This is a genomic window from Pseudomonas sp. NPDC087358, from assembly GCF_044900785.1.
Lineage (GTDB): Bacteria > Pseudomonadota > Gammaproteobacteria > Pseudomonadales > Pseudomonadaceae > Aquipseudomonas.
Genome location: NZ_JBJDOA010000015.1, coordinates 40,654 through 57,967 on the forward strand (window position 1 = coordinate 40,654; position 17,314 = coordinate 57,967).

The 17,314-nt window shown below is 60.7% G+C and carries 16 protein-coding genes; 10 read left to right on the top strand and 6 right to left on the bottom strand.

Going from position 1 to position 17,314, the window contains the following annotated elements; translation table 11 throughout:
- Window positions 1-63: 63 nt before the first annotated feature.
- Complete coding sequence (locus ACI2KS_RS25775; RefSeq protein WP_404623847.1) at window positions 64-681, bottom strand: c-type cytochrome; 618 nt, start codon at window positions 679-681, stop codon at window positions 64-66.
- A gap of 173 nt (window positions 682-854) precedes the next feature.
- Between ACI2KS_RS25775 and yihA the strand changes: the two genes are divergently transcribed.
- A complete protein-coding gene (gene yihA / locus ACI2KS_RS25780; RefSeq protein WP_404623848.1) occupies window positions 855-1,490 on the top strand; it encodes a ribosome biogenesis GTP-binding protein YihA/YsxC in 636 nt (211 codons plus the stop codon).
- A 408-nt stretch (window positions 1,491-1,898) separates the two neighbouring features.
- Here yihA and polA read toward each other — a convergent pair whose 3' ends face one another.
- Window positions 1,899-4,664, bottom strand: coding sequence for a DNA polymerase I (gene polA / locus ACI2KS_RS25785; RefSeq protein ID WP_404623849.1), 2,766 nt, complete (start codon window positions 4,662-4,664; stop codon window positions 1,899-1,901).
- A 74-nt stretch (window positions 4,665-4,738) separates the two neighbouring features.
- Here polA and ACI2KS_RS25790 point away from each other — a divergent pair, with 74 nt between their 5' ends.
- Both ACI2KS_RS25790 and ACI2KS_RS25795 read left to right on the top strand, forming a co-directional pair.
- Window positions 4,739-5,029, top strand: a complete 291-nt coding sequence (locus ACI2KS_RS25790) for a DUF2782 domain-containing protein (protein WP_404623850.1) — start codon at window positions 4,739-4,741, stop codon at window positions 5,027-5,029.
- 34 nt (window positions 5,030-5,063) lie between these two features.
- On the top strand, window positions 5,064-6,014 hold the full coding sequence (locus ACI2KS_RS25795) for a homoserine kinase (protein ID WP_404623851.1): 951 nt from the start codon (window positions 5,064-5,066) through the stop codon (window positions 6,012-6,014).
- 98 nt (window positions 6,015-6,112) lie between these two features.
- On the opposite strand, the gene ACI2KS_RS25800 is transcribed toward ACI2KS_RS25795, so the two are convergent.
- A complete protein-coding gene (locus tag ACI2KS_RS25800) occupies window positions 6,113-7,033 on the bottom strand; it encodes a zinc ABC transporter substrate-binding protein (RefSeq protein ID WP_404623852.1) in 921 nt (306 codons plus the stop codon).
- Between the two features lie 66 nt (window positions 7,034-7,099).
- Here ACI2KS_RS25800 and ACI2KS_RS25805 point away from each other — a divergent pair, with 66 nt between their 5' ends.
- The 4 genes from ACI2KS_RS25805 (at window position 7,100) to ACI2KS_RS25820 (ending at window position 10,040) form a co-directional block, all read left to right on the top strand.
- The gene (locus ACI2KS_RS25805; RefSeq protein WP_404623853.1) at window positions 7,100-7,582 is read left to right on the top strand and encodes a Fur family transcriptional regulator; all 483 of its coding nucleotides are present in this window, start codon (window positions 7,100-7,102) and stop codon (window positions 7,580-7,582) included.
- The gene (gene znuC / locus ACI2KS_RS25810) at window positions 7,582-8,394 is read left to right on the top strand and encodes a zinc ABC transporter ATP-binding protein ZnuC (protein WP_404623854.1); all 813 of its coding nucleotides are present in this window, start codon (window positions 7,582-7,584) and stop codon (window positions 8,392-8,394) included. Before ACI2KS_RS25805 ends, znuC begins: the two co-directional genes overlap by 1 nt.
- Window positions 8,387-9,169, top strand: a complete 783-nt coding sequence (znuB, locus tag ACI2KS_RS25815) for a zinc ABC transporter permease subunit ZnuB (protein WP_404623855.1) — start codon at window positions 8,387-8,389, stop codon at window positions 9,167-9,169. The genes znuC and znuB overlap by 8 nt, the downstream gene beginning before the upstream one ends.
- Window positions 9,170-9,326: 157 nt before the next feature.
- On the top strand, window positions 9,327-10,040 hold the full coding sequence (locus ACI2KS_RS25820) for a PA5502 family lipoprotein (RefSeq protein ID WP_404623856.1): 714 nt from the start codon (window positions 9,327-9,329) through the stop codon (window positions 10,038-10,040).
- A gap of 260 nt (window positions 10,041-10,300) precedes the next feature.
- Here ACI2KS_RS25820 and katE read toward each other — a convergent pair whose 3' ends face one another.
- Window positions 10,301-12,460, bottom strand: coding sequence for a catalase HPII (gene katE / locus ACI2KS_RS25825; RefSeq protein WP_404623857.1), 2,160 nt, complete (start codon window positions 12,458-12,460; stop codon window positions 10,301-10,303).
- Between the two features lie 405 nt (window positions 12,461-12,865).
- On the opposite strand from katE, the gene ACI2KS_RS25830 reads away from it, so the two are divergent.
- From ACI2KS_RS25830 to ACI2KS_RS25840, 3 genes are all read left to right on the top strand, one after another.
- Complete coding sequence (locus ACI2KS_RS25830; protein WP_404623858.1) at window positions 12,866-13,873, top strand: methionine ABC transporter ATP-binding protein; 1,008 nt, start codon at window positions 12,866-12,868, stop codon at window positions 13,871-13,873.
- Window positions 13,873-14,547, top strand: coding sequence for a methionine ABC transporter permease (locus tag ACI2KS_RS25835; RefSeq protein ID WP_404623859.1), 675 nt, complete (start codon window positions 13,873-13,875; stop codon window positions 14,545-14,547). The genes ACI2KS_RS25830 and ACI2KS_RS25835 overlap by 1 nt, the downstream gene beginning before the upstream one ends.
- Before the next feature lie 65 nt (window positions 14,548-14,612).
- Complete coding sequence (locus ACI2KS_RS25840; protein WP_404623860.1) at window positions 14,613-15,386, top strand: MetQ/NlpA family ABC transporter substrate-binding protein; 774 nt, start codon at window positions 14,613-14,615, stop codon at window positions 15,384-15,386.
- A 248-nt stretch (window positions 15,387-15,634) separates the two neighbouring features.
- Here ACI2KS_RS25840 and ACI2KS_RS25845 read toward each other — a convergent pair whose 3' ends face one another.
- Both ACI2KS_RS25845 and cyoE read right to left on the bottom strand, forming a co-directional pair.
- Window positions 15,635-16,267 (bottom strand): SCO family protein, encoded by a 633-nt coding sequence (locus ACI2KS_RS25845; protein WP_404623861.1) that lies wholly within the window; start codon window positions 16,265-16,267, stop codon window positions 15,635-15,637.
- A complete protein-coding gene (cyoE, locus tag ACI2KS_RS25850; protein ID WP_404623862.1) occupies window positions 16,264-17,163 on the bottom strand; it encodes a heme o synthase in 900 nt (299 codons plus the stop codon). The genes ACI2KS_RS25845 and cyoE overlap by 4 nt, the downstream gene beginning before the upstream one ends.
- Window positions 17,164-17,314: the final 151 nt, after the last annotated feature.

Sequence of the window (17,314 nt, forward strand, 5' to 3'; positions counted from 1 at the left end):
CAGGTGAAAGGATTTCTAATGGTCAATTAGTTTGGAAACCAGCGTTCCAGACTTAATGCGGGCTTAATGCAGACCCTGAATGTAAGCCGACAATGCGTCGATATCCTTGTTACTGAGTTTGGCGGCGATCGAGCGCATGACCATAGTGTCTCCGTCATTGGTACGATCACCTTCGCGGAACGCCGTGAGCTGCTTTTTCACGTAGTCGGCGTGTTGGCCGCCCAGATGTGGAAAGCCTGCGGCAGCATTACCGGCGCCATTGGGCGAGTGGCACCCGGTGCACGCCGGCATGCCCTGATCGAGCTTGCCACCGCGAAACAGCGCTTCGCCGCGGGCAACCAGGTTGGCATCGGCTGCGCCAACGCTGCCTTTCTGGCTGGAGAAGTAGGCGGCGATATCAGCCAGATCCTGCTCGCTGAAGTTGTTCAGCAACCCGGTCATCTCGAGGACGACGCGCTTGCCGTCCTTGATTTCATGCAATTGCTTGAGCAGATAGCGCGGGCCCTGTCCGGCCAGCTTCGGGAAATTGGCAGCCATGCTATTGCCATCCGGGCCATGACAGGCGCCACATACCGCGGTTTTGGCCTGTCCGGCCGCGGGATCGCCGACCACCGCATCAGCGGCTCGGGCGGCGCCCGAGATGCCCAAGATCAACAGCAGACTCACCAGTAATTTGTTCATCGGCTAATCCAGTACATTTTATTGTTGGTGTAAGGTTAGTCCGTTCTGTGAACTGCATCCTTTGGACGGGACAAAGCACACACAAAATCTGCGGCATTATATACTTGCGCCCATCAAACGGAAACGACACCCCGTTGCAGCACCATTGCCGCAACGCCCTCACCGGATATCCCATGCAACTCAAGAACCCGATCCTCGGATTGTGCCAACAGTCCAAGTTCATGCTCAGCGCCGCCAAAGTCGATCAATGCCCTGATGACGAGGGCTTCGAAGTCGCCTTCGCCGGCCGCTCCAACGCCGGTAAATCCAGCGCACTGAACACCCTGACCCACGCAAGCCTGGCACGCACCTCGAAAACCCCGGGCCGCACTCAGCTGTTGAACTTCTTCAGTCTGGACGACGATCGGCGTCTGGTCGACCTGCCAGGCTACGGTTATGCAAAAGTACCGATCCCGCTCAAGCTGCACTGGCAGCGTCACCTGGAAGCTTATCTGGGTAGCCGCGAGAGTCTGAAGGGTCTGATTCTGATGATGGACATCCGTCACCCGATGACCGACTTCGACCTGCTGATGCTCGACTGGGCCATTGCCAGCCAGATGCCGATGCACATTCTGCTGACCAAGGCCGACAAGCTGACCTTCGGCGCGGCCAAGAACACGCTGCTCAAAGTGCAGGCCGAAATTCGCAAGGGCTGGGGTGATGCGGTCACCATCCAGCTGTTCTCCGCGCCCAAGCGCATGGGCCTGGAAGAGGCGTACACCGTACTCGCTGACTGGATGGAACTGGAAGACAAGGTGCCTGCGGCGTAAATCGCAGGCAAAAAAAACCCCGGACTTCATATGGGGAGGGGAAGTTCGGGGTCTAAGTCCAGACCACTAGGGAGGGGTCCGGATATCTGCCAACACTTAACACAACATAGGAGCATGAATGGCTACGTCAGCCATTCCCAATCTCTGACCCGGGTTTAGACGCGGAAGTTCAAAACCCGGGAAAATTTTATGTTGGCAGGGCAGTTGGACTTTGATTCTGGGCGCTGCCCCGTAGGAGCGGGCTTGCCCCGCGAGCTGCCGGGCACCGGCAGTAGAGTCAGCCTGCGCGGTGGTTCAGGTGCATAGCGTCCACAGGGTTTACTGCCGCTTCCCGTCAGATCGTCGGCAAGGTGGAGCACCACCTTGGCGGACTCCCACGCCCTGCGGGCAGATTAAAAGCGCTGAACCTCAATGCGCCTCATCCCAGTTATTGCCCACGCCTACTTCCACCAGCAGCGGAACGTCCAGGTCTGCGGCGCCGCTCATGTGCACGCGGATGTCCTGGTTGATCTGATCGACCAGATCCTCACGCACTTCCAGCACCAGTTCGTCGTGCACCTGGAGGATGACGCGCGCGTCCAGGCCCGAGGTGGCCAGCCAGCCATTCACCCCGACCATCGCCCGCTTGATGATATCGGCGGCGGTTCCCTGCATAGGCGCGTTGATCGCCATGCGTTCGGCGCCTTTGCGCAGCGCCTGATTCTTCGCGTTGATGTCCGGCAGGTAGAGGCGACGCCCGAAGATGGTCTCGACGAAACCTTGCTCGGCAGCCTGGGTACGGGTGCGCTCCATGTAATCGAGCACGCCGGGGTAGCGGGCGAAGTACCGGTCGACGTAGGCCTGTGACTGCTTGCGGTCGACGCCGATCTGTTTGGCCAGACCAAATGCGCTCATGCCGTAAATCAGCCCGAAGTTGATCGCCTTGGCGCTGCGACGCATGTCGTTGGTGACATCGGGCAGCTCGACACCGAAGACTTCCGCCGCCGTCGCCCGGTGCACATCCAGATCATTACGGAAGGCGTGCAGCAAGCCTTCGTCCTTGGCCAGGTGGGCCATGATCCGCAATTCGATCTGCGAGTAGTCTGCCGCGAGCAGTTTGTAGCCTTGCGGGGCCACGAACGCCTGACGAATCCGGCGACCTTCGGCCGTGCGGATCGGAATGTTCTGCAGGTTCGGGTCGCTGGACGACAGACGCCCGGTGACCGCCACGGCCTGATGGTAAGAGGTATGGATGCGCCCGGTACGCGGGTTGATCTGTTCCGGCAAACGGTCGGTGTAGGTGCTTTTGAGCTTGCTCATGGAGCGGTACTGCATCAGCACCTTGGGCAGCGGGAATTCCTGTTCGGCCAATTCCGCCAGTACTGCCTCGGCGGTGGACGGCTGACCGGTCGCTGTCTTGCTGATGATCGGCATGCCGAGCTTTTCGTAAAGAATCACCCCCAGCTGCTTGGGCGAGCCGAGGTTGAATTCCTCACCGGCGATGGCGAAAGCCTCACGCTCGAGCTCGGTCATCTTGTTGCCCAGCTCGACGCTCTGGATACCCAGCAGCTTGGCATCGACCAGCGCGCCCTGACGTTCGATGCGCGCCAGCACCGGCATCAGCGGCATTTCGATCTCGTCGAGTACGGGCGCAAGGGACGGCGTTTTCGCCAGTTTTTCCTGCAGGATTTCGTGCAGGCGCAGCGTCAGGTCCACCTCTTCAGCGGCATAGACGCCGGCCTGCTCCAGCGCGATCTGATCGAACGTCAGCTGCTTGGCGCCCTTGCCAGCGATTTCCTGAAAGTTGACCGGCGTGTGATCCAGGTACTTGGCCACAAGACTGTCGCGGTCGTGGCGGGTGGCGGTCGAATCGAGCACGTAGGATTCGAGCATGGTGTCGAACTTGACGCCCTGCACATCGATGCCCTGATCCTGGTCGCCGCCGATGGCGCAGTTGGCAAGCAGATTGATCGCGAACTTGGCATGCTGGCCGACCTTGAGCTTGCTCGCATCTTCGAGCATCGGCTTCACGGCCTTGAGCACCGCATCGCGCTCCAGCTGCTGCGGGACGCCCATGTAGGAGTGGGTCAGCGGGATGTAGCATGCTTCGTGGGTCTTGATCGCAAACGACAGGCCAACGATTTGCGCACGCTGGGCGTCGATGCCATTGCTTTGCACCACAAAGGCAAACAGATTGGCGGCCTCAAGCTTCTTCAGCCACGCATCGAACTGGGTCTGTTCCAGAATCAGCTCGTACTGGGCCTCGATGACCGGAGCGGGCGCTTCAACGGTGGCGATCTCGGCACCTTCCTGCCTGGCGTCCCGTTGCAGATCCGTGATCCAGCTCTTGAATTCAAGCTCGGTGTACAACGCCAGCAGGGCTTCGCGATCCGGCTCCCCGCAATGCAGAGCGTCGAGCTCGATGTCCAGCGGCACATCGACCTTGATCGTTGCCAGCTGGTAGGACAAGAACGCCATGTCTCGGTGCTCTTGCAGCTTGGCCGGCAGGGTTTTCGCGCCGCGGATGGACAGCGTGGGGACTTTGTCGAGGTTGTCGTAGAGTTCCTTCAGGCCGCCATTGATGCCCACCAGCAGGCCGGCAGCGGTTTTCTCGCCGACGCCGGGGACGCCGGGAATGTTGTCGACCTTGTCGCCCATCAGCGCCAGGTAGTCGATGATGTGCTCGGGACCGACGCCAAATTTCTCTTTCACGCCAGCCACATCCAGCACGCTACCGGTCATGGTGTTGACCAGCGTAATGTGCCCGTCGACCAGTTGCGCCATGTCCTTGTCGCCGGTCGAGATGATCACCGGACGGTCAGCGGCGGCACTGCTGCGCGCCAGGGTGCCGATCACGTCATCGGCTTCCACGCCTTCAACGCACAGCAACGGATAACCCAGGCCTTTCACGCAGTTGTGCAGGAAGTCGATCTGGACGCGCATGTCGTCGGGCATGCTCGGACGGTTGGCCTTGTACTCGGCGTACATGTCGTCGCGGAACGTCCCGCCCTTGGCGTCGAAAACCACAGCGAACGGGCTTTCGGGATACTGTTTGCGCAGGCTCTTGAGCATGTTCAGCACGCCCTTGACCGCACCGGTGGGCAGGCCCCTGGAGGTGGTGAGCGGCGGCAGCGCGTGGAAGGCGCGGTACAGGTACGAGGAACCGTCCACCAGGACGAGGGGCGCTAGACTCATGTGCAGGATCAACCTTTTCGGCGGGGTCGGCGCTAGAATGCGGGGACCATTGACGACAAAGGGACAAGGTTATCATGCGCACGCTAAATCGCCTGTTACTGGTCGGCTCAATGGCTGCTTGCCCGCTGATGGCGCTGGCGGCCGATGATCAAGGCCCTTCGGCCGAGCCTGACGTTACCATTGGCAAGGACGGCGACAATTTCGTCCAGGAATATAAAGCCAACGGTTTCGTGTACGCGGTAAAGATCACGCCCAAGCACGGCAAGCCGTATTATCTGGTGCGTGCCGACGGCACAAGCGGTCAGTTCATTCGTTCGGATCAACCGGACATGCTGATACCCCAATGGGTACTATTCAGCTGGTAACGCCCTACATTCACTTTTTGCTGGCAGTGTTCATATGTCTGTTTTTACTCCCCTGGCTCGGCCCGAGCTGGAAGCTTTTCTCGCCCCGTACGGGCTCGGCCACCTGCGTGATTTCCAAGGCATCGCAGCCGGAAGTGAAAACACCAACTTCTTCATCAGCATGGAACACGGCGAGTTCGTGCTGACGCTCGTCGAGCGCGGGCCGGTGCAGGAGATGCCGTTTTTCATCGAACTGCTCGATGTTCTGCACGATGCCAATCTGCCGGTGCCCTACGCGCTGCGCACCACCGACGGCCAGGCGCTGCGTGAGCTCAAGGGCAAACCTGCGCTGCTGCAACCGCGCTTGTCCGGCAAGCATCCGACCGAGCCGAACACCCAGCACTGCGTGCAGATCGGTGAGCTGCTGGCCCATATGCACCTGGCAACCCGCCACAAGACCATCGAGCGCAAGACCGACCGGGGTCTGGATTGGATGCTCAAGGAAGGCAGCAACTTCATTTCGCATCTGGATGCCACGCAAGGCGCGCTGCTGACCAAGGCAGTCGAAGAAATCGAACGCCTGAAGCCTGCGATCATGGCCCTGCCGCGCGCCAACGTGCACGCTGACCTGTTCCGCGACAACACGCTGTTCGAGGGTACCCATCTGACTGGCGTGATCGACTTTTACAATGCCTGTTCCGGGCCGATGCTCTACGACGTGGCAATCGCCGTGAATGACTGGTGTTCTTTCGAAGACGGCGGCATCGATGCGCCACGAGCCCGAGCCTTGCTGGGCGCTTATGCGGCGTTGCGGCCGTTCACTGCGGCAGAAGCCGAGCTGTGGTCGGCGATGTTGCGCGTTGGCTGCGTACGCTTCTGGCTGTCTCGACTGATCGCCGCCGAGACCTTCGCCGGGCAAGACGTGCTGATCCATGATCCGGCGGAATTCCGCAAGCGCCTGGAGCAGCGTCAGGTGACGCACATTCCGTTGCCGTTTGCGTTGTAAGGGCATATCTGCGAACGAAGAAAACACGGTAGGGGCCGGCTTGCCGGCGGCAGCGATCGCAAATCCGCCACCGCCAGCCAGCCGCAAGATTGCGCGGCTCAAAGACCTTCCAGACACCCCGCCAGGTCATCCGCCAACTTGCTCAACAACTGCTCGTAGCCCTGAGCGGTTGCGGGGGTATAGCCGCCCAGCCCGTCAAGCTCGGCCAGTTTTACCGGCAAGCCGGCACTCAACGTATCCGCCAGCCGCGGGCGCAACGGCGGCTCGCTGAACACGCAGGTCTTGCCGAATTCCGCCAGCCGCGCGCGCATTGCCGCCACATGCTGGGCGCCGGGCTGAACCTCGCTGCTCACTGCAAAGACCCCGGCATGCTCAAGCCCGTAGGCTTCTTCGAAATAGTCGAAGGCTTCATGGAACACGAAGTATTTCTTGTCGGTGATGCCGGCAACACGCTGTTTGATCCTGGAGTCCAGAGCGTCCAGCCGTGCATCGAATGCCTTGACGTTGCTGTCGTAGCGGGCAGCGTTGGCCGGATCGGCCTGACTCAGGTCCGCAGCCATCTTCGCCGCAATCACCCGCGCGTTGACCGAAGACAGCCACAGATGCGCATCGACGCTGCCGGGGCGATGATCGTGGTCGTGCTCATCGTCATCGTCGTCGTGGTGATCGCTGCTCGCCGTGAAATGCCGCAGATGCATTCCTGGCAAAGCCTGAACCGGGACGGACGCCTTGGTCCGACCGGCCAGCACACGAGGCAGGAATGTTTCCATGTCTGGCCCGATCCAGTACAGCAGGTCGACCTCCTGCACCCGCCGTACGTCGGAAGGACGCAGCGCGTAGTTATGTGGCGATGCACCCGGCGGCAGCAAGACTTCCGGGACTGCGACCCCCTCCTGCACAGCCGCTGCAATCAGCTGCAGCGGCTTGATGCTGGTCAGCACCCTGACGTCGGCCTGGGCGCTGCCGACTGTTGCAAATCCGGTGATAAATACGACAAAAAGTAAAAAAAGTCGGGACACGGTGACCACTCATGGGGGCAGGAACGGGTAACATAATAACGTCTCTCTCAAAAGCCGTCGCCGCCCATGTCTAAAACACCACTGGCCAGTCGCCCTCACGATCACTCTCATTGCGTGCACAGCGCACTCGCCCAAGCCGATGCGCTGTGCGCTGGCAAAGGCCTGCGCCTGACCGCTCTGCGTCGTCGCGTGCTGGAGCTGGTGTGGCAAAGCCACAAGCCGCTGGGCGCCTACGATATCCTCGCCGTGTTGAGCGAAGAAGATGGCCGTCGTGCCGCGCCGCCGACCGTATACCGCGCACTGGACTTCCTGCTCGAAAACGGCCTGGTGCACCGCATTGCCTCGCTGAACGCCTTCGCCGGGTGCAATCACCCGACGCATGCGCATCAGGGTCAGTTCCTGATCTGCCGCGAATGCCACGCCGCCATCGAACTGCAGCACGTGGCGATCAGCACCTCCATCGTCAATGCTGCCAATGAAGTCGGCTTTGCCGTGGAAACCCAGACGGTCGAAGTGGTCGGGGTGTGTTCCGGTTGCAAGGCCGCTTGATGAACGACGCACTGATCCGCCTGAAGGACGTCAGCGTCACTCGTGCTGGCCAGAGCGTGCTGGAAAACATTCAGCTGAGCGTCAGCCCCGGCGAGATCGTGACGCTGATCGGCCCTAACGGCGCGGGCAAGACCACGCTGGTGCGCGCCGTGCTTGGCCTGCTCAAACCCGACTCGGGCGATGTCTGGCGCAAGCCGAAGCTGCGCGTGGGCTACATGCCGCAGAAACTTCACGTGGACCCCACTTTGCCGCTATCGGTGCTGCGCTTTTTGCGGCTGGTGCCGGGTGTCGACCGTGCCACTGCGCTGGCAGCGCTGGTAGAGGTCGGCGCCGAGAAAGTCATCGACAGCCCGTTGCAGGGTATTTCCGGCGGAGAGATGCAGCGGGTGTTGCTGGCCCGCGCATTGTTGCGTGAACCGGAGCTGCTGGTGCTCGACGAGCCCGTACAGGGCGTCGACGTGGCCGGGCAGGCCGAGCTCTATGCGTTGATCACCCAATTGCGCAATCGTCATCAGTGCGGCGTGTTGATGGTGTCCCACGACCTGCACCTGGTGATGAGCACCACCGATCAGGTGGTCTGCCTGAACCGCCATGTCTGCTGCTCCGGTCACCCTGAGCAGGTCAGCAACGACCCGGCGTTCGTCGAGCTGTTCGGCCAGAACGCGCCGAACCTGGCGATCTACCACCACCATCACGATCATGCGCATGATCTGCACGGCGAGGTGTGCCAGCCTGCGCCGGCCCACGATCACAGCCACGAACATGCGCACCCTCACAATCATGACCACGGGGACAGCTGCAAGCATGGCTGATTTTCTACTCTATGCCTTGCTCGCAGGCCTTGCTCTGGCGGTAGTTGCCGGCCCATTGGGCTCCTTCGTGGTCTGGCGGCGCATGGCCTATTTTGGCGACACCCTGTCTCACGCGGCCTTGCTCGGCGTCGCGCTAGGTTTCCTGCTCGACATCAGCCCGACCATCGCCGTGACCGTAGGCTGCCTGCTGCTGGCGGTGCTGCTGGTGACCTTGCAGCAACGCCAGCCACTGGCCTCCGACACGCTGCTCGGGATACTTGCCCCCAGCACCCTGTCGCTGGGGCTGGTGGTGCTCAGCTTCATGCGTGAGGTGCGCATCGACCTGATGGGCTATCTGTTCGGCGACCTACTGGCGATCAGCCCGACCGATCTTGCCTGGATTCTGGGCGGCAGTGCCGCGGTGCTGGTATTGATCTGCGCATTGTGGCGTCCGTTGCTGGCCATCACCGTGCACGAAGAATTGGCTACCGTCGAAGGCTTGCCAGTGGCGGCTCTGCGCATGACGCTGATGCTGCTGATCGCGGTAGTGATCGCCGTGGCGATGAAAATCGTCGGCGTGTTGCTGATCACCTCGCTGCTGATCATCCCGGCGGCTGCGGCACAACGTCACGCCCGTTCACCGGAGCAAATGGCTTTGGGTGCCAGCATCATCGGGGTTGTCGCGGTCTGTGGCGGGCTGGCGCTGTCGTGGTTCAAGGACACTCCTGCAGGCCCGTCAATCGTGGTCTCTGCCGCAGCGCTGTTCTTGCTCAGCTTCCTTTTGCCCAAGCGGTAGAACCTTATGCTGGAACACGAGTCATACTCCGCAATCATTGAATGGCGGCAATATGCAATGATTCGACCCAGCGTCGCCGATGGTGATCAGATATTTTCGGTGCAAGGCACTTATGTGTAGACTTGCTCGTTTTTTGCGCAAATAGAGAATCGCAGGAATGAAGCCGTTCGCATCCCGTTATCTGCTGCTTGCTGCATTTTCCATGCTGTTGGTCGCCTGCCAAAGCAAGCCCGTCGAAGCGCCCGCCCCGGTTGCGCCACCCGACGCCTATCAGCAGCTGGAACAAAACATCGCCAGCAGCGAGTTAGCCACCGCCGAAGACCAACTGGCAGCTCTGCAGGGCAAGAACCCTGACGATCCGCGCCTTGAACAGTACCAACGACAGCTGGCCGAGGCCTACCTGAGCCGCAGCCAGATCGTGCTGCAAAAAGGTGACGTCAACGCCGCAGCCACCGCGCTCAGCCGTGCCCGCGCCTTGATGCCCAAGGCTCCGGCGCTCACCAGCGGGGTCAATGGCGCAATCGCCAACGCTCGCAAGGCAGAACTGGACAAGGCTGAAGCCGAGCTGCGTGCAGCAGAGGCCAAGCGCATCGCCAAAGTCATCGACCCCACTGTTGAGAGCACCACCATTGCGCTGAAAATCGGCGATATGAAGCAATTGCGTCGCCAACTGAACGACATCGCTGCTGATATCACCGCATTCAATTGTGATGTAGTCGTGCAGGTGCCGCGTACCGATGATTACCCTTGGCTGGCGACCCTGCTGACCAAGCGCGTGACGAAGATCAACCCGGATTTCGAATTGCAGATCCAGCGCGAGATCGAAAAAACCGAGGCTGCGCAGATCATCCTCAAACCCGCCAGATCCTGATCAGTTTTTGATCAAATAAAAAGGCGTTGCCCTCGCGGGTAACGCCTTTTTTGTTTGAATCGATCAACACTTGGCCTTTCCAACCCTTACCAGATGTAGGAGCCGGCTCGCAGACAAAAGAGGTGTTTCTGTCACCTATGAGGTGACTGACACTACGCCCTCGCCAGCAAGCCGGCTACAGGATTTGCGACTGACCCACCAGGGATGAAGCCCAGTGAAATTTCACGGTGGGTCACCCCACCGCGAACTCGCAACATGCCTTAAGCCGGAATTGCCTTGGCCTTTGCCTCCCGCGCCCATACCCGGTGCTGCTTGATGGCGTCAAAGAACGCCGCGAACGACTGGCTGTCGGATACCGCCAGCAAGCCCGTATCCGCTTCCAGTCGCAACATGTCGATCAGTTGCTGGGCATCCCCGGCATAGGCAATCGCCTTCAGGTGCTTATAAGCCTCAAGCACGTAGTGCAACGCCACGCCATTGCCGCTCAGGGCTTTCACCGACGCCGCTCCGCCAGGGATGAACACCGCATCGAAAGCAATCGACGGCAAGCCTTCAATCGATGCATCCACCGCCAGCAACTTGCCCTCGGCAGTCTTGACCGGCGCCGAGGTCGGGCCGAGGATCTTGGCATGGGCAGCCTCTGCCTCCAGCGCGGCCTTCATCGTCGCCACCGCTTTGTCATCCACGCCGTCGGCCACCAGAATCGCCACTTTGCGCGAAGCGATGTCGCCGGAAAGCAGGTTCGCCTGGCTCAGCAGTGGCGACTTGTCCACCGTTGGCTTGCCCGTTTTCTGCGCTTTGACGGTCGGGCCTGTCGGCGCGGGCAAGCCAAGGTTGGCAGCGACGCGGCTGGCCAGGGTCATGTCGATATTGGCCAGAATCTCGTTCACCTGCCGCGCGCGAATGTGCTCACGGTCGACCTTGCCCAGTTCGAAGCTGTAGGCCGCGATGATGTGCTCTTTCTCATGCTCGCTCATGCTGTTGAAAAACAGCGTGGCTTGCGAGAAGTGGTCGGCAAACGATGGGCTGCGCTCACGCACCTTGTGTGCTTCGACGCGCTCCTGATAGGTCTCGAACCCACCGTCTTCAGGACCAGCCGGCGTCTCTTTCGGCCAGCCGCCATCAATCGAATTGGGCTCGTAGGAAGCACGACCCTTATCGATGGTCATGCGGTGCTGCGCATCACGCTGGCTGCTGTGGTTAGGCGAGACCGGACGGTTGATCGGGATCTCGTGGAAGTTCGGCCCGCCCAGTCGGCTGATCTGGGTATCGGTGTAGGAAAACAACCGGCCTTGCAACAGAGGATCGTTGGAGAAGTCGATACCCGGTACCACGTGGCCAGGGCAAAAAGCGACCTGTTCGGTCTCGGCAAAATAGTTGTCGGGATTGCGGTTAAGGACCATTTTGCCCAACGGCGTGACCGGCACCATTTCCTCGGGAATGATCTTGGTCGGGTCGAGCAGATCGAAGTCGAACTTGTGCTCATCCTCCTCGGCAACGATTTGCACGCCCAGCTCCCACTCTGGGTAGTCACCGGTTTCGATGGATTCCCACAGGTCGCGGCGGTGGTAATCGGTGTCCTTGCCCGCCAGCTTCTGAGCTTCATCCCACAACAGCGAACAGGTGCCGTACTTGGGTTTCCAGTGGAATTTGACGAAGGTTGATTTGCCTTCGGTGTTGATCATGCGGAAGGTGTGGATGCCGAAGCCCTGCATGGTGCGCAGGCTTTTCGGGATCGCCCGGTCCGACATGGTCCACAGCACCATGTGGGCGGACTCGGGCACCAGCGAAACGAAATCCCAGAAGGTGTCATGGGCCGAACCGCCAGTGGGAATCTCGTTGTGCGGCTCAGGTTTCACCGCATGGACAAAGTCGGGAAACTTGATCGCATCCTGGATGAAGAACACCGGCATGTTGTTGCCGACCAGATCGTAATTGCCTTCCCCGGTGTAGAACTTCACGGCGAAACCACGCACGTCGCGAACGGTATCGCCCGATCCGCGGGGGCCCTGAACGGTGGAAAAGCGTACAAATACCGGAGTTTTCTTCCCCGGATCACGCAGGAATTCGGCCTTGCTCAGTGCAGAATGGTTCTCGTAACTCTGAAAGTAGCCATGAGCTGCGGTACCGCGCGCGTGGACGATGCGCTCTGGAATACGCTCATGGTCAAAATGCGTGATCTTCTCACGCATGATGAAGTCTTCCAGCAGCGACGGACCACGGGAGCCTACTTTGAGCGTGTTCTGGTTATCAGAGACTTTCACGCCCTGATTGGTGCGCAGGGCCTGGCCCGTGGCATCGGAACGGAACTGTTCCAGGCTGTCGAGCTTGGTATTGGTATTGCCTCGGTCCAGGGTATCGGTGCCGGCCAGTTCGCTTTTCGGGGACGTGCTCAGGGGTGCAGGTTTCTTCGTAGCCATCAGACAAAAACTCCTCGGTTCGGGCGGCTCTTTTCTCGACCTTCCATAGGCGAAAGGCGGCGTGAGCTGGGATGCAGGGATTTCCCCGACGACTAACAGGGAAATTTCGACGCTTATGTAGTGACCGAGGATAAAAATGGCCGTTCCGTGTTTTTTCCAACCTTTGGTCTAACGTTGCATCGAGCCGCACAACCTCGACGGTTATGACCGATCGCAAGGTGCAATGCGAAATAAATGCTAAGAAATCCGGGGCCAAGCCCGGCCTGACAGGCTAAAATGCGCGCCCGGTTTATCCAGCCGAGGCGTGAAGAGGCCGCAACGCCTGAACCCCGGCATCGCCCAGCAGCGTGCTCAAGACTTGTGTCACACGCTGATTTTCCAACGCGCCCCCACAAGGTTCGCTACGTGATCGAGTTTCAAAACGTCCATAAAACCTATCGGGTTGCCGACAGGGAAATCCCTGCGCTGCACCCCACCAACCTGCAGATCGAAAACGGCCAGGTGTTCGGCCTGATCGGCCACTCCGGTGCGGGCAAAAGCACCATGCTGCGCCTGATAAACCGCCTGGAAGCGCCCAGCGGCGGCACAATTCTGGTCGACGGCGTCGACGTCACCGCACTGGACGCCGATGGCCTGCGCGGCTTTCGCCGTCAGGTCGGGATGATCTTCCAGCACTTCAATCTGCTGGCCTCCAAAACTGTCGCCGACAACGTCGCCATGCCGCTGACGCTGGCCGGCGATATGTCGCGCAAGCAGATCGATCAGCGAGTGGCCGAGCTGCTGGCCCGTGTCGGCCTGTCTGAACACGCGAAGAAGTACCCGGCGCAGCTGTCCGGCGGCCAGAAGCAACGCGTCGGTATCGCCCGCGCCCTGGCCACCAAGCCGAAGATCCTGCTGTGCGACGAGGCCACCAGCGCCCTCGATCCGCAGACCACCGCCTCGGTCTTGCAACTGCTGGCCGAGATCAACCGTGAGCTGAAGCTGACCATTGTGCTGATCACCCATGAGATGGACGTGATTCGTCGGGTCTGTGATCAGGTCGCGGTGATGGATGCCGGTGTGATCGTCGAGCAGGGTGCCGTGGCCGATGTGTTCCTGCATCCCAAGCACCCGACCACCCGCCGCTTCGTGCAGGAAGACGAGCAGGTCGACGAAAACGAGCAGAACACCGACTTCGCCCACGTGCAGGGTCGCATCGTGCGTCTGACCTTCCAGGGCGAAGCGACCTACGCGCCGTTGTTGGGTACCGTTGCCCGGGAAACCGGCGTGGACTACAGCATCCTGGCCGGGCGGATCGACCGCATCAAGGACACTCCCTACGGGCAATTGACGCTCGCCATCACCGGCGGCGACATGGACGCCGCGTTCGCCCGCTTCACTGCGGCTGACGTTCACATGGAGGTCCTGCGCTGATGGATACCCTGCTCAATCTGTTTTCCAACGTCGACTGGTACGAAATCTGGGTCGCCACTGGCGATACGCTGACGATGCTCGGCGTGTCACTGGCCTTCACCGTGCTCCTGGGCCTGCCGCTTGGCGTATTGATGTTCCTCACCTCGCCGCGCCAGCTGCTGGAGAACAAACCGGTCTACGCCACTGTCGGGCTGATCGTGAACATGCTTCGCGCATTGCCGTTCATCATCCTGCTGATCGTGATGATGCCGCTGACCGAAATCATCACCGGCACCTCGCTGGGTATTCTCGGCACCCTGCCACCCCTGATCGCGGGGGCTACGCCGTTCTTCGCCCGGCTTGTCGAAACCGCGCTGCGTGAAGTGGACCGCGGGATCATCGAGGCGACTCAGGCGATGGGCGCCACCACCCGGCAGATCATCGTCAAGGCGCTGCTGCCGGAAGCTCGTCCGGGCATTCTCGCGGCAATCACAGTGACCGCCATCGCGCTGGTGTCGTTCACCGCCATGGCCGGTGCAGTGGGCGCAGGCGGCCTGGGTGACCTGGCCATCCGCTACGGATACCAGCGCTTCCAGAACGATGTGATGTTTGTCACGGTCGTATTGCTGCTAGTGCTCGTGCAGATCCTGCAAACCGTGGGCGACAGACTGGTCGCGCACTTTTCACACCGATAATCGAATTCGCCGGGCATTGACCGGCAAATGCGCGCTCAAGGGCGTGTGTTTCAAGGAGTAGCTATATGAAGAAGCTGTTGGCCGTATTCGCTGCAGTGGCTGCATTGTCCGCCCACGCCGATGAGACCCTCACCGTCGCCGCCACTGCGGTGCCGCACGCCGAGATCCTCGAGTTCGTCAAACCGGCGCTGGCCAAGGAAGGCGTGACGCTGAATGTGAAAGTCTTCAACGACTACATCCAGCCCAACGTGCAGGTCGATCAGAAGCGCATGGATGCCAACTTCTTCCAGCACCAGCCGTATCTGGATGAGTTCAACAAGGGCAAGGGCACGCACCTGGTGAGCGTTGCCAAGGTCCACGTCGAGCCTTTCGGTGCGTACTCGGACAAGATCAAGAACCTGGCCGACTTGCCGGACGGCGCGACCGTGGCGCTGCCCAACGATGCGACCAATGAAGGCCGTGCGTTCCTGCTGCTGGTCAAGGCTGGCCTGATCACGCTCAAAGACCCGGACAGCATCACCGCCAAGCCAAGCGACGTGCTGCAGAACCCGAAAGCGTTGAAGTTCCGCGAACTGGAAGCCGCGACATTGCCGCGGGTGCTGACTCAGGTCGATCTGGCGCTGATCAACACCAACTACGCGCTGACCGCCAAGCTTGATCCGACCAAGGATGCGCTGATCATCGAAGGCCAGGAGTCGCCTTACGCCAACATTCTGGTGACCCGCGAAGACAACAAGGACTCGCCAGCCATCCAGAAACTGGTCGCCGCCCTGCACAGCCCGGAAACCAGGGCGTTCATTCTGGAGAAATACAAAGGCGCGGTGGTTCCGGCGTTCTGACATGATTCGAGGCTCTCAGCGTCTGCCGCCTCCGCTGCGGTAGACGCGAACCACTGCTGCCCGGAGGTCGTGGGAGCCGCCGGGGTGGCGCTCCACCTTGTCAGCGATCTTCTCGCGCAGCGCAAGCAAACCCGGTGGACGCCAAACACCCGGACAAACCGAAGTGTCAGTTTTACCGCCGGCTCCCGGCAGATCGTCAGCAAGCTGGACTCCTACGGCCTGCGGCCAGAATCAACAGCCTGTTCCCCTTAGTTTCTCTCAACCAATCCAGGCAATTGCGCCACCAGCTTCTGGTTGTTCAACGGCCCGCGGATGAAACCCCGCTGGGTGCCGTCCGGGCCGAGCAGGGCGAGGTTGCCGCTGTGGTCGACCGTGTAGTTGGGTTTGCTGATGTCGGCTGGAATGAACGGAATGCTCACCGCATTCGCCAGCTTCTGAAGCGTATCGACCGGCGCGGTCAGGCCAAGGAACTGCTTGTCGAAGTACCCCAGGTACTGTTTGAGCTGTTGTGGGGTGTCGCGGTTGGGATCGACGCTGACCAGTACGATGCGCAGCCTGTCCACGGCCTCCTTTGGCAGCTCGCTCTTGATCTGGCGCAGCTGGGCGAGGGTGGTGGGGCAGATGTCCGGGCAGAAGGTGTAGCCGAAAAACAGCAGCGTCCACTTGTCTTTCAGGCTATCGAGTTCGACCGGCTGGCCATCCTGATCAGTCAGTTTCAGATTCGGCACGTCGCGGCTTTGCGGCAACAGGATGACCCCGGCATCGATCAGCGCGGTCTGGTCGCCCTGGCCTTTGCCCGACAGTACGCGGTTGACGGTCAGCCCCAGCACCAGCGCTACGATTGCCACGAGAATGAAAACGGTTTTTTGAGTTCGGGTCATAAATTCAACAGTAAGTAGTGATCTACAAGGAGCGCGATGAACAGCAGCAGCAAGTACCAGATCGAGTACTTGAAGGTGCTGATTGCGGCGTGCGGCCGGCTGCCACGGTACAACATCAGCGCCCAGTGCAGAAAGCGAATCCCCAGGGCACTGGCGCAGACAAGGTAAAGCACGCCACTCATTTTGATCACGAAGGGCATCAGGCTCACCGCCAGCAGCACGCAGCTGTAGAGCACGATATGCAACTTTGTATAACGCTCGCCATGGGTCACCGGCAGCATCGGGATGTCCGCCTTGGCGTACTCCTCCTTGCGATGAATGGCCAGCGCCCAGAAATGCGGCGGCGTCCAGGCGAAGATGATCAGCACCAGCAACAGCGGCTCGGCGCTGACATGTCCGGTGACCGCCACCCAGCCGAGCAGCGGCGGCGCGGCCCCGGCCAGGCCGCCAATGACGATGTTCTGCGGCGTCGCGCGCTTGAGAAAACCTGTGTAGATCACCGCATAGCCGAGCAATGACGCCAGTGTCAGCCATGCAGCGAGTGCATTGGTAAAGGTCAGCAACAGCGCCTGACCGCCGATGGCCAGTGTCAGGGCGAAGGTGAGGGCGGCAGCAGGGGACACCCGACCTTCCGCGACCGGGCGCTTGTGGGTGCGCGCCATCAAGGCATCGATGCGTCGATCCACCACATGATTGACCACCGCAGCGCCGCCGGCACACAGCGCGATCCCCAGATTGCCGAACACCAGCACCGCCCACGGCACGCCCGCACGGGTGGCGAGGAACATCCCCACCAGCGAGGTGATCAGCATCAGCACCAGGACCTTGGGCTTGGTCAGCTCCAGGTAGTCCCGCCACAGCGCCTGGCGATGCCGCTCGCCGGTTGCGGTTGTCATTAAAGGTCCTCCTCGTCTCGTATTGCTTCTGCCCGGAGGGCATGGGAGCAAACTTGCTCGCGATTTGGCGCGTAGCGGCAGCGAAATCTGATAACTGACGGTATCTGACACACCACGGGCGCAAGTTTCATGACCGGTTCCCGGTCAATCG

Coding starts and splice junctions, on each gene's coding strand:
- ACI2KS_RS25845 (WP_404623861.1), bottom strand. CDS start 16,267: ATGACCCGAACTCAAAAAACCGTTTTCATTCTCGTGGCAATCGTAGCG.
- polA (WP_404623849.1), bottom strand. CDS start 4,664: ATGAGTCTAGCGCCCCTCGTCCTGGTGGACGGTTCCTCGTACCTGTAC.
- ACI2KS_RS25805 (WP_404623853.1), top strand. CDS start 7,100: ATGTCTAAAACACCACTGGCCAGTCGCCCTCACGATCACTCTCATTGC.
- katE (WP_404623857.1), bottom strand. CDS start 12,460: ATGGCTACGAAGAAACCTGCACCCCTGAGCACGTCCCCGAAAAGCGAA.
- ACI2KS_RS25820 (WP_404623856.1), top strand. CDS start 9,327: ATGAAGCCGTTCGCATCCCGTTATCTGCTGCTTGCTGCATTTTCCATG.
- ACI2KS_RS25790 (WP_404623850.1), top strand. CDS start 4,739: ATGCGCACGCTAAATCGCCTGTTACTGGTCGGCTCAATGGCTGCTTGC.
- ACI2KS_RS25795 (WP_404623851.1), top strand. CDS start 5,064: ATGTCTGTTTTTACTCCCCTGGCTCGGCCCGAGCTGGAAGCTTTTCTC.
- znuB (WP_404623855.1), top strand. CDS start 8,387: ATGGCTGATTTTCTACTCTATGCCTTGCTCGCAGGCCTTGCTCTGGCG.
- cyoE (WP_404623862.1), bottom strand. CDS start 17,163: ATGACAACCGCAACCGGCGAGCGGCATCGCCAGGCGCTGTGGCGGGAC.
- yihA (WP_404623848.1), top strand. CDS start 855: ATGCAACTCAAGAACCCGATCCTCGGATTGTGCCAACAGTCCAAGTTC.
- ACI2KS_RS25835 (WP_404623859.1), top strand. CDS start 13,873: ATGGATACCCTGCTCAATCTGTTTTCCAACGTCGACTGGTACGAAATC.
- ACI2KS_RS25840 (WP_404623860.1), top strand. CDS start 14,613: ATGAAGAAGCTGTTGGCCGTATTCGCTGCAGTGGCTGCATTGTCCGCC.
- ACI2KS_RS25775 (WP_404623847.1), bottom strand. CDS start 681: ATGAACAAATTACTGGTGAGTCTGCTGTTGATCTTGGGCATCTCGGGC.
- znuC (WP_404623854.1), top strand. CDS start 7,582: ATGAACGACGCACTGATCCGCCTGAAGGACGTCAGCGTCACTCGTGCT.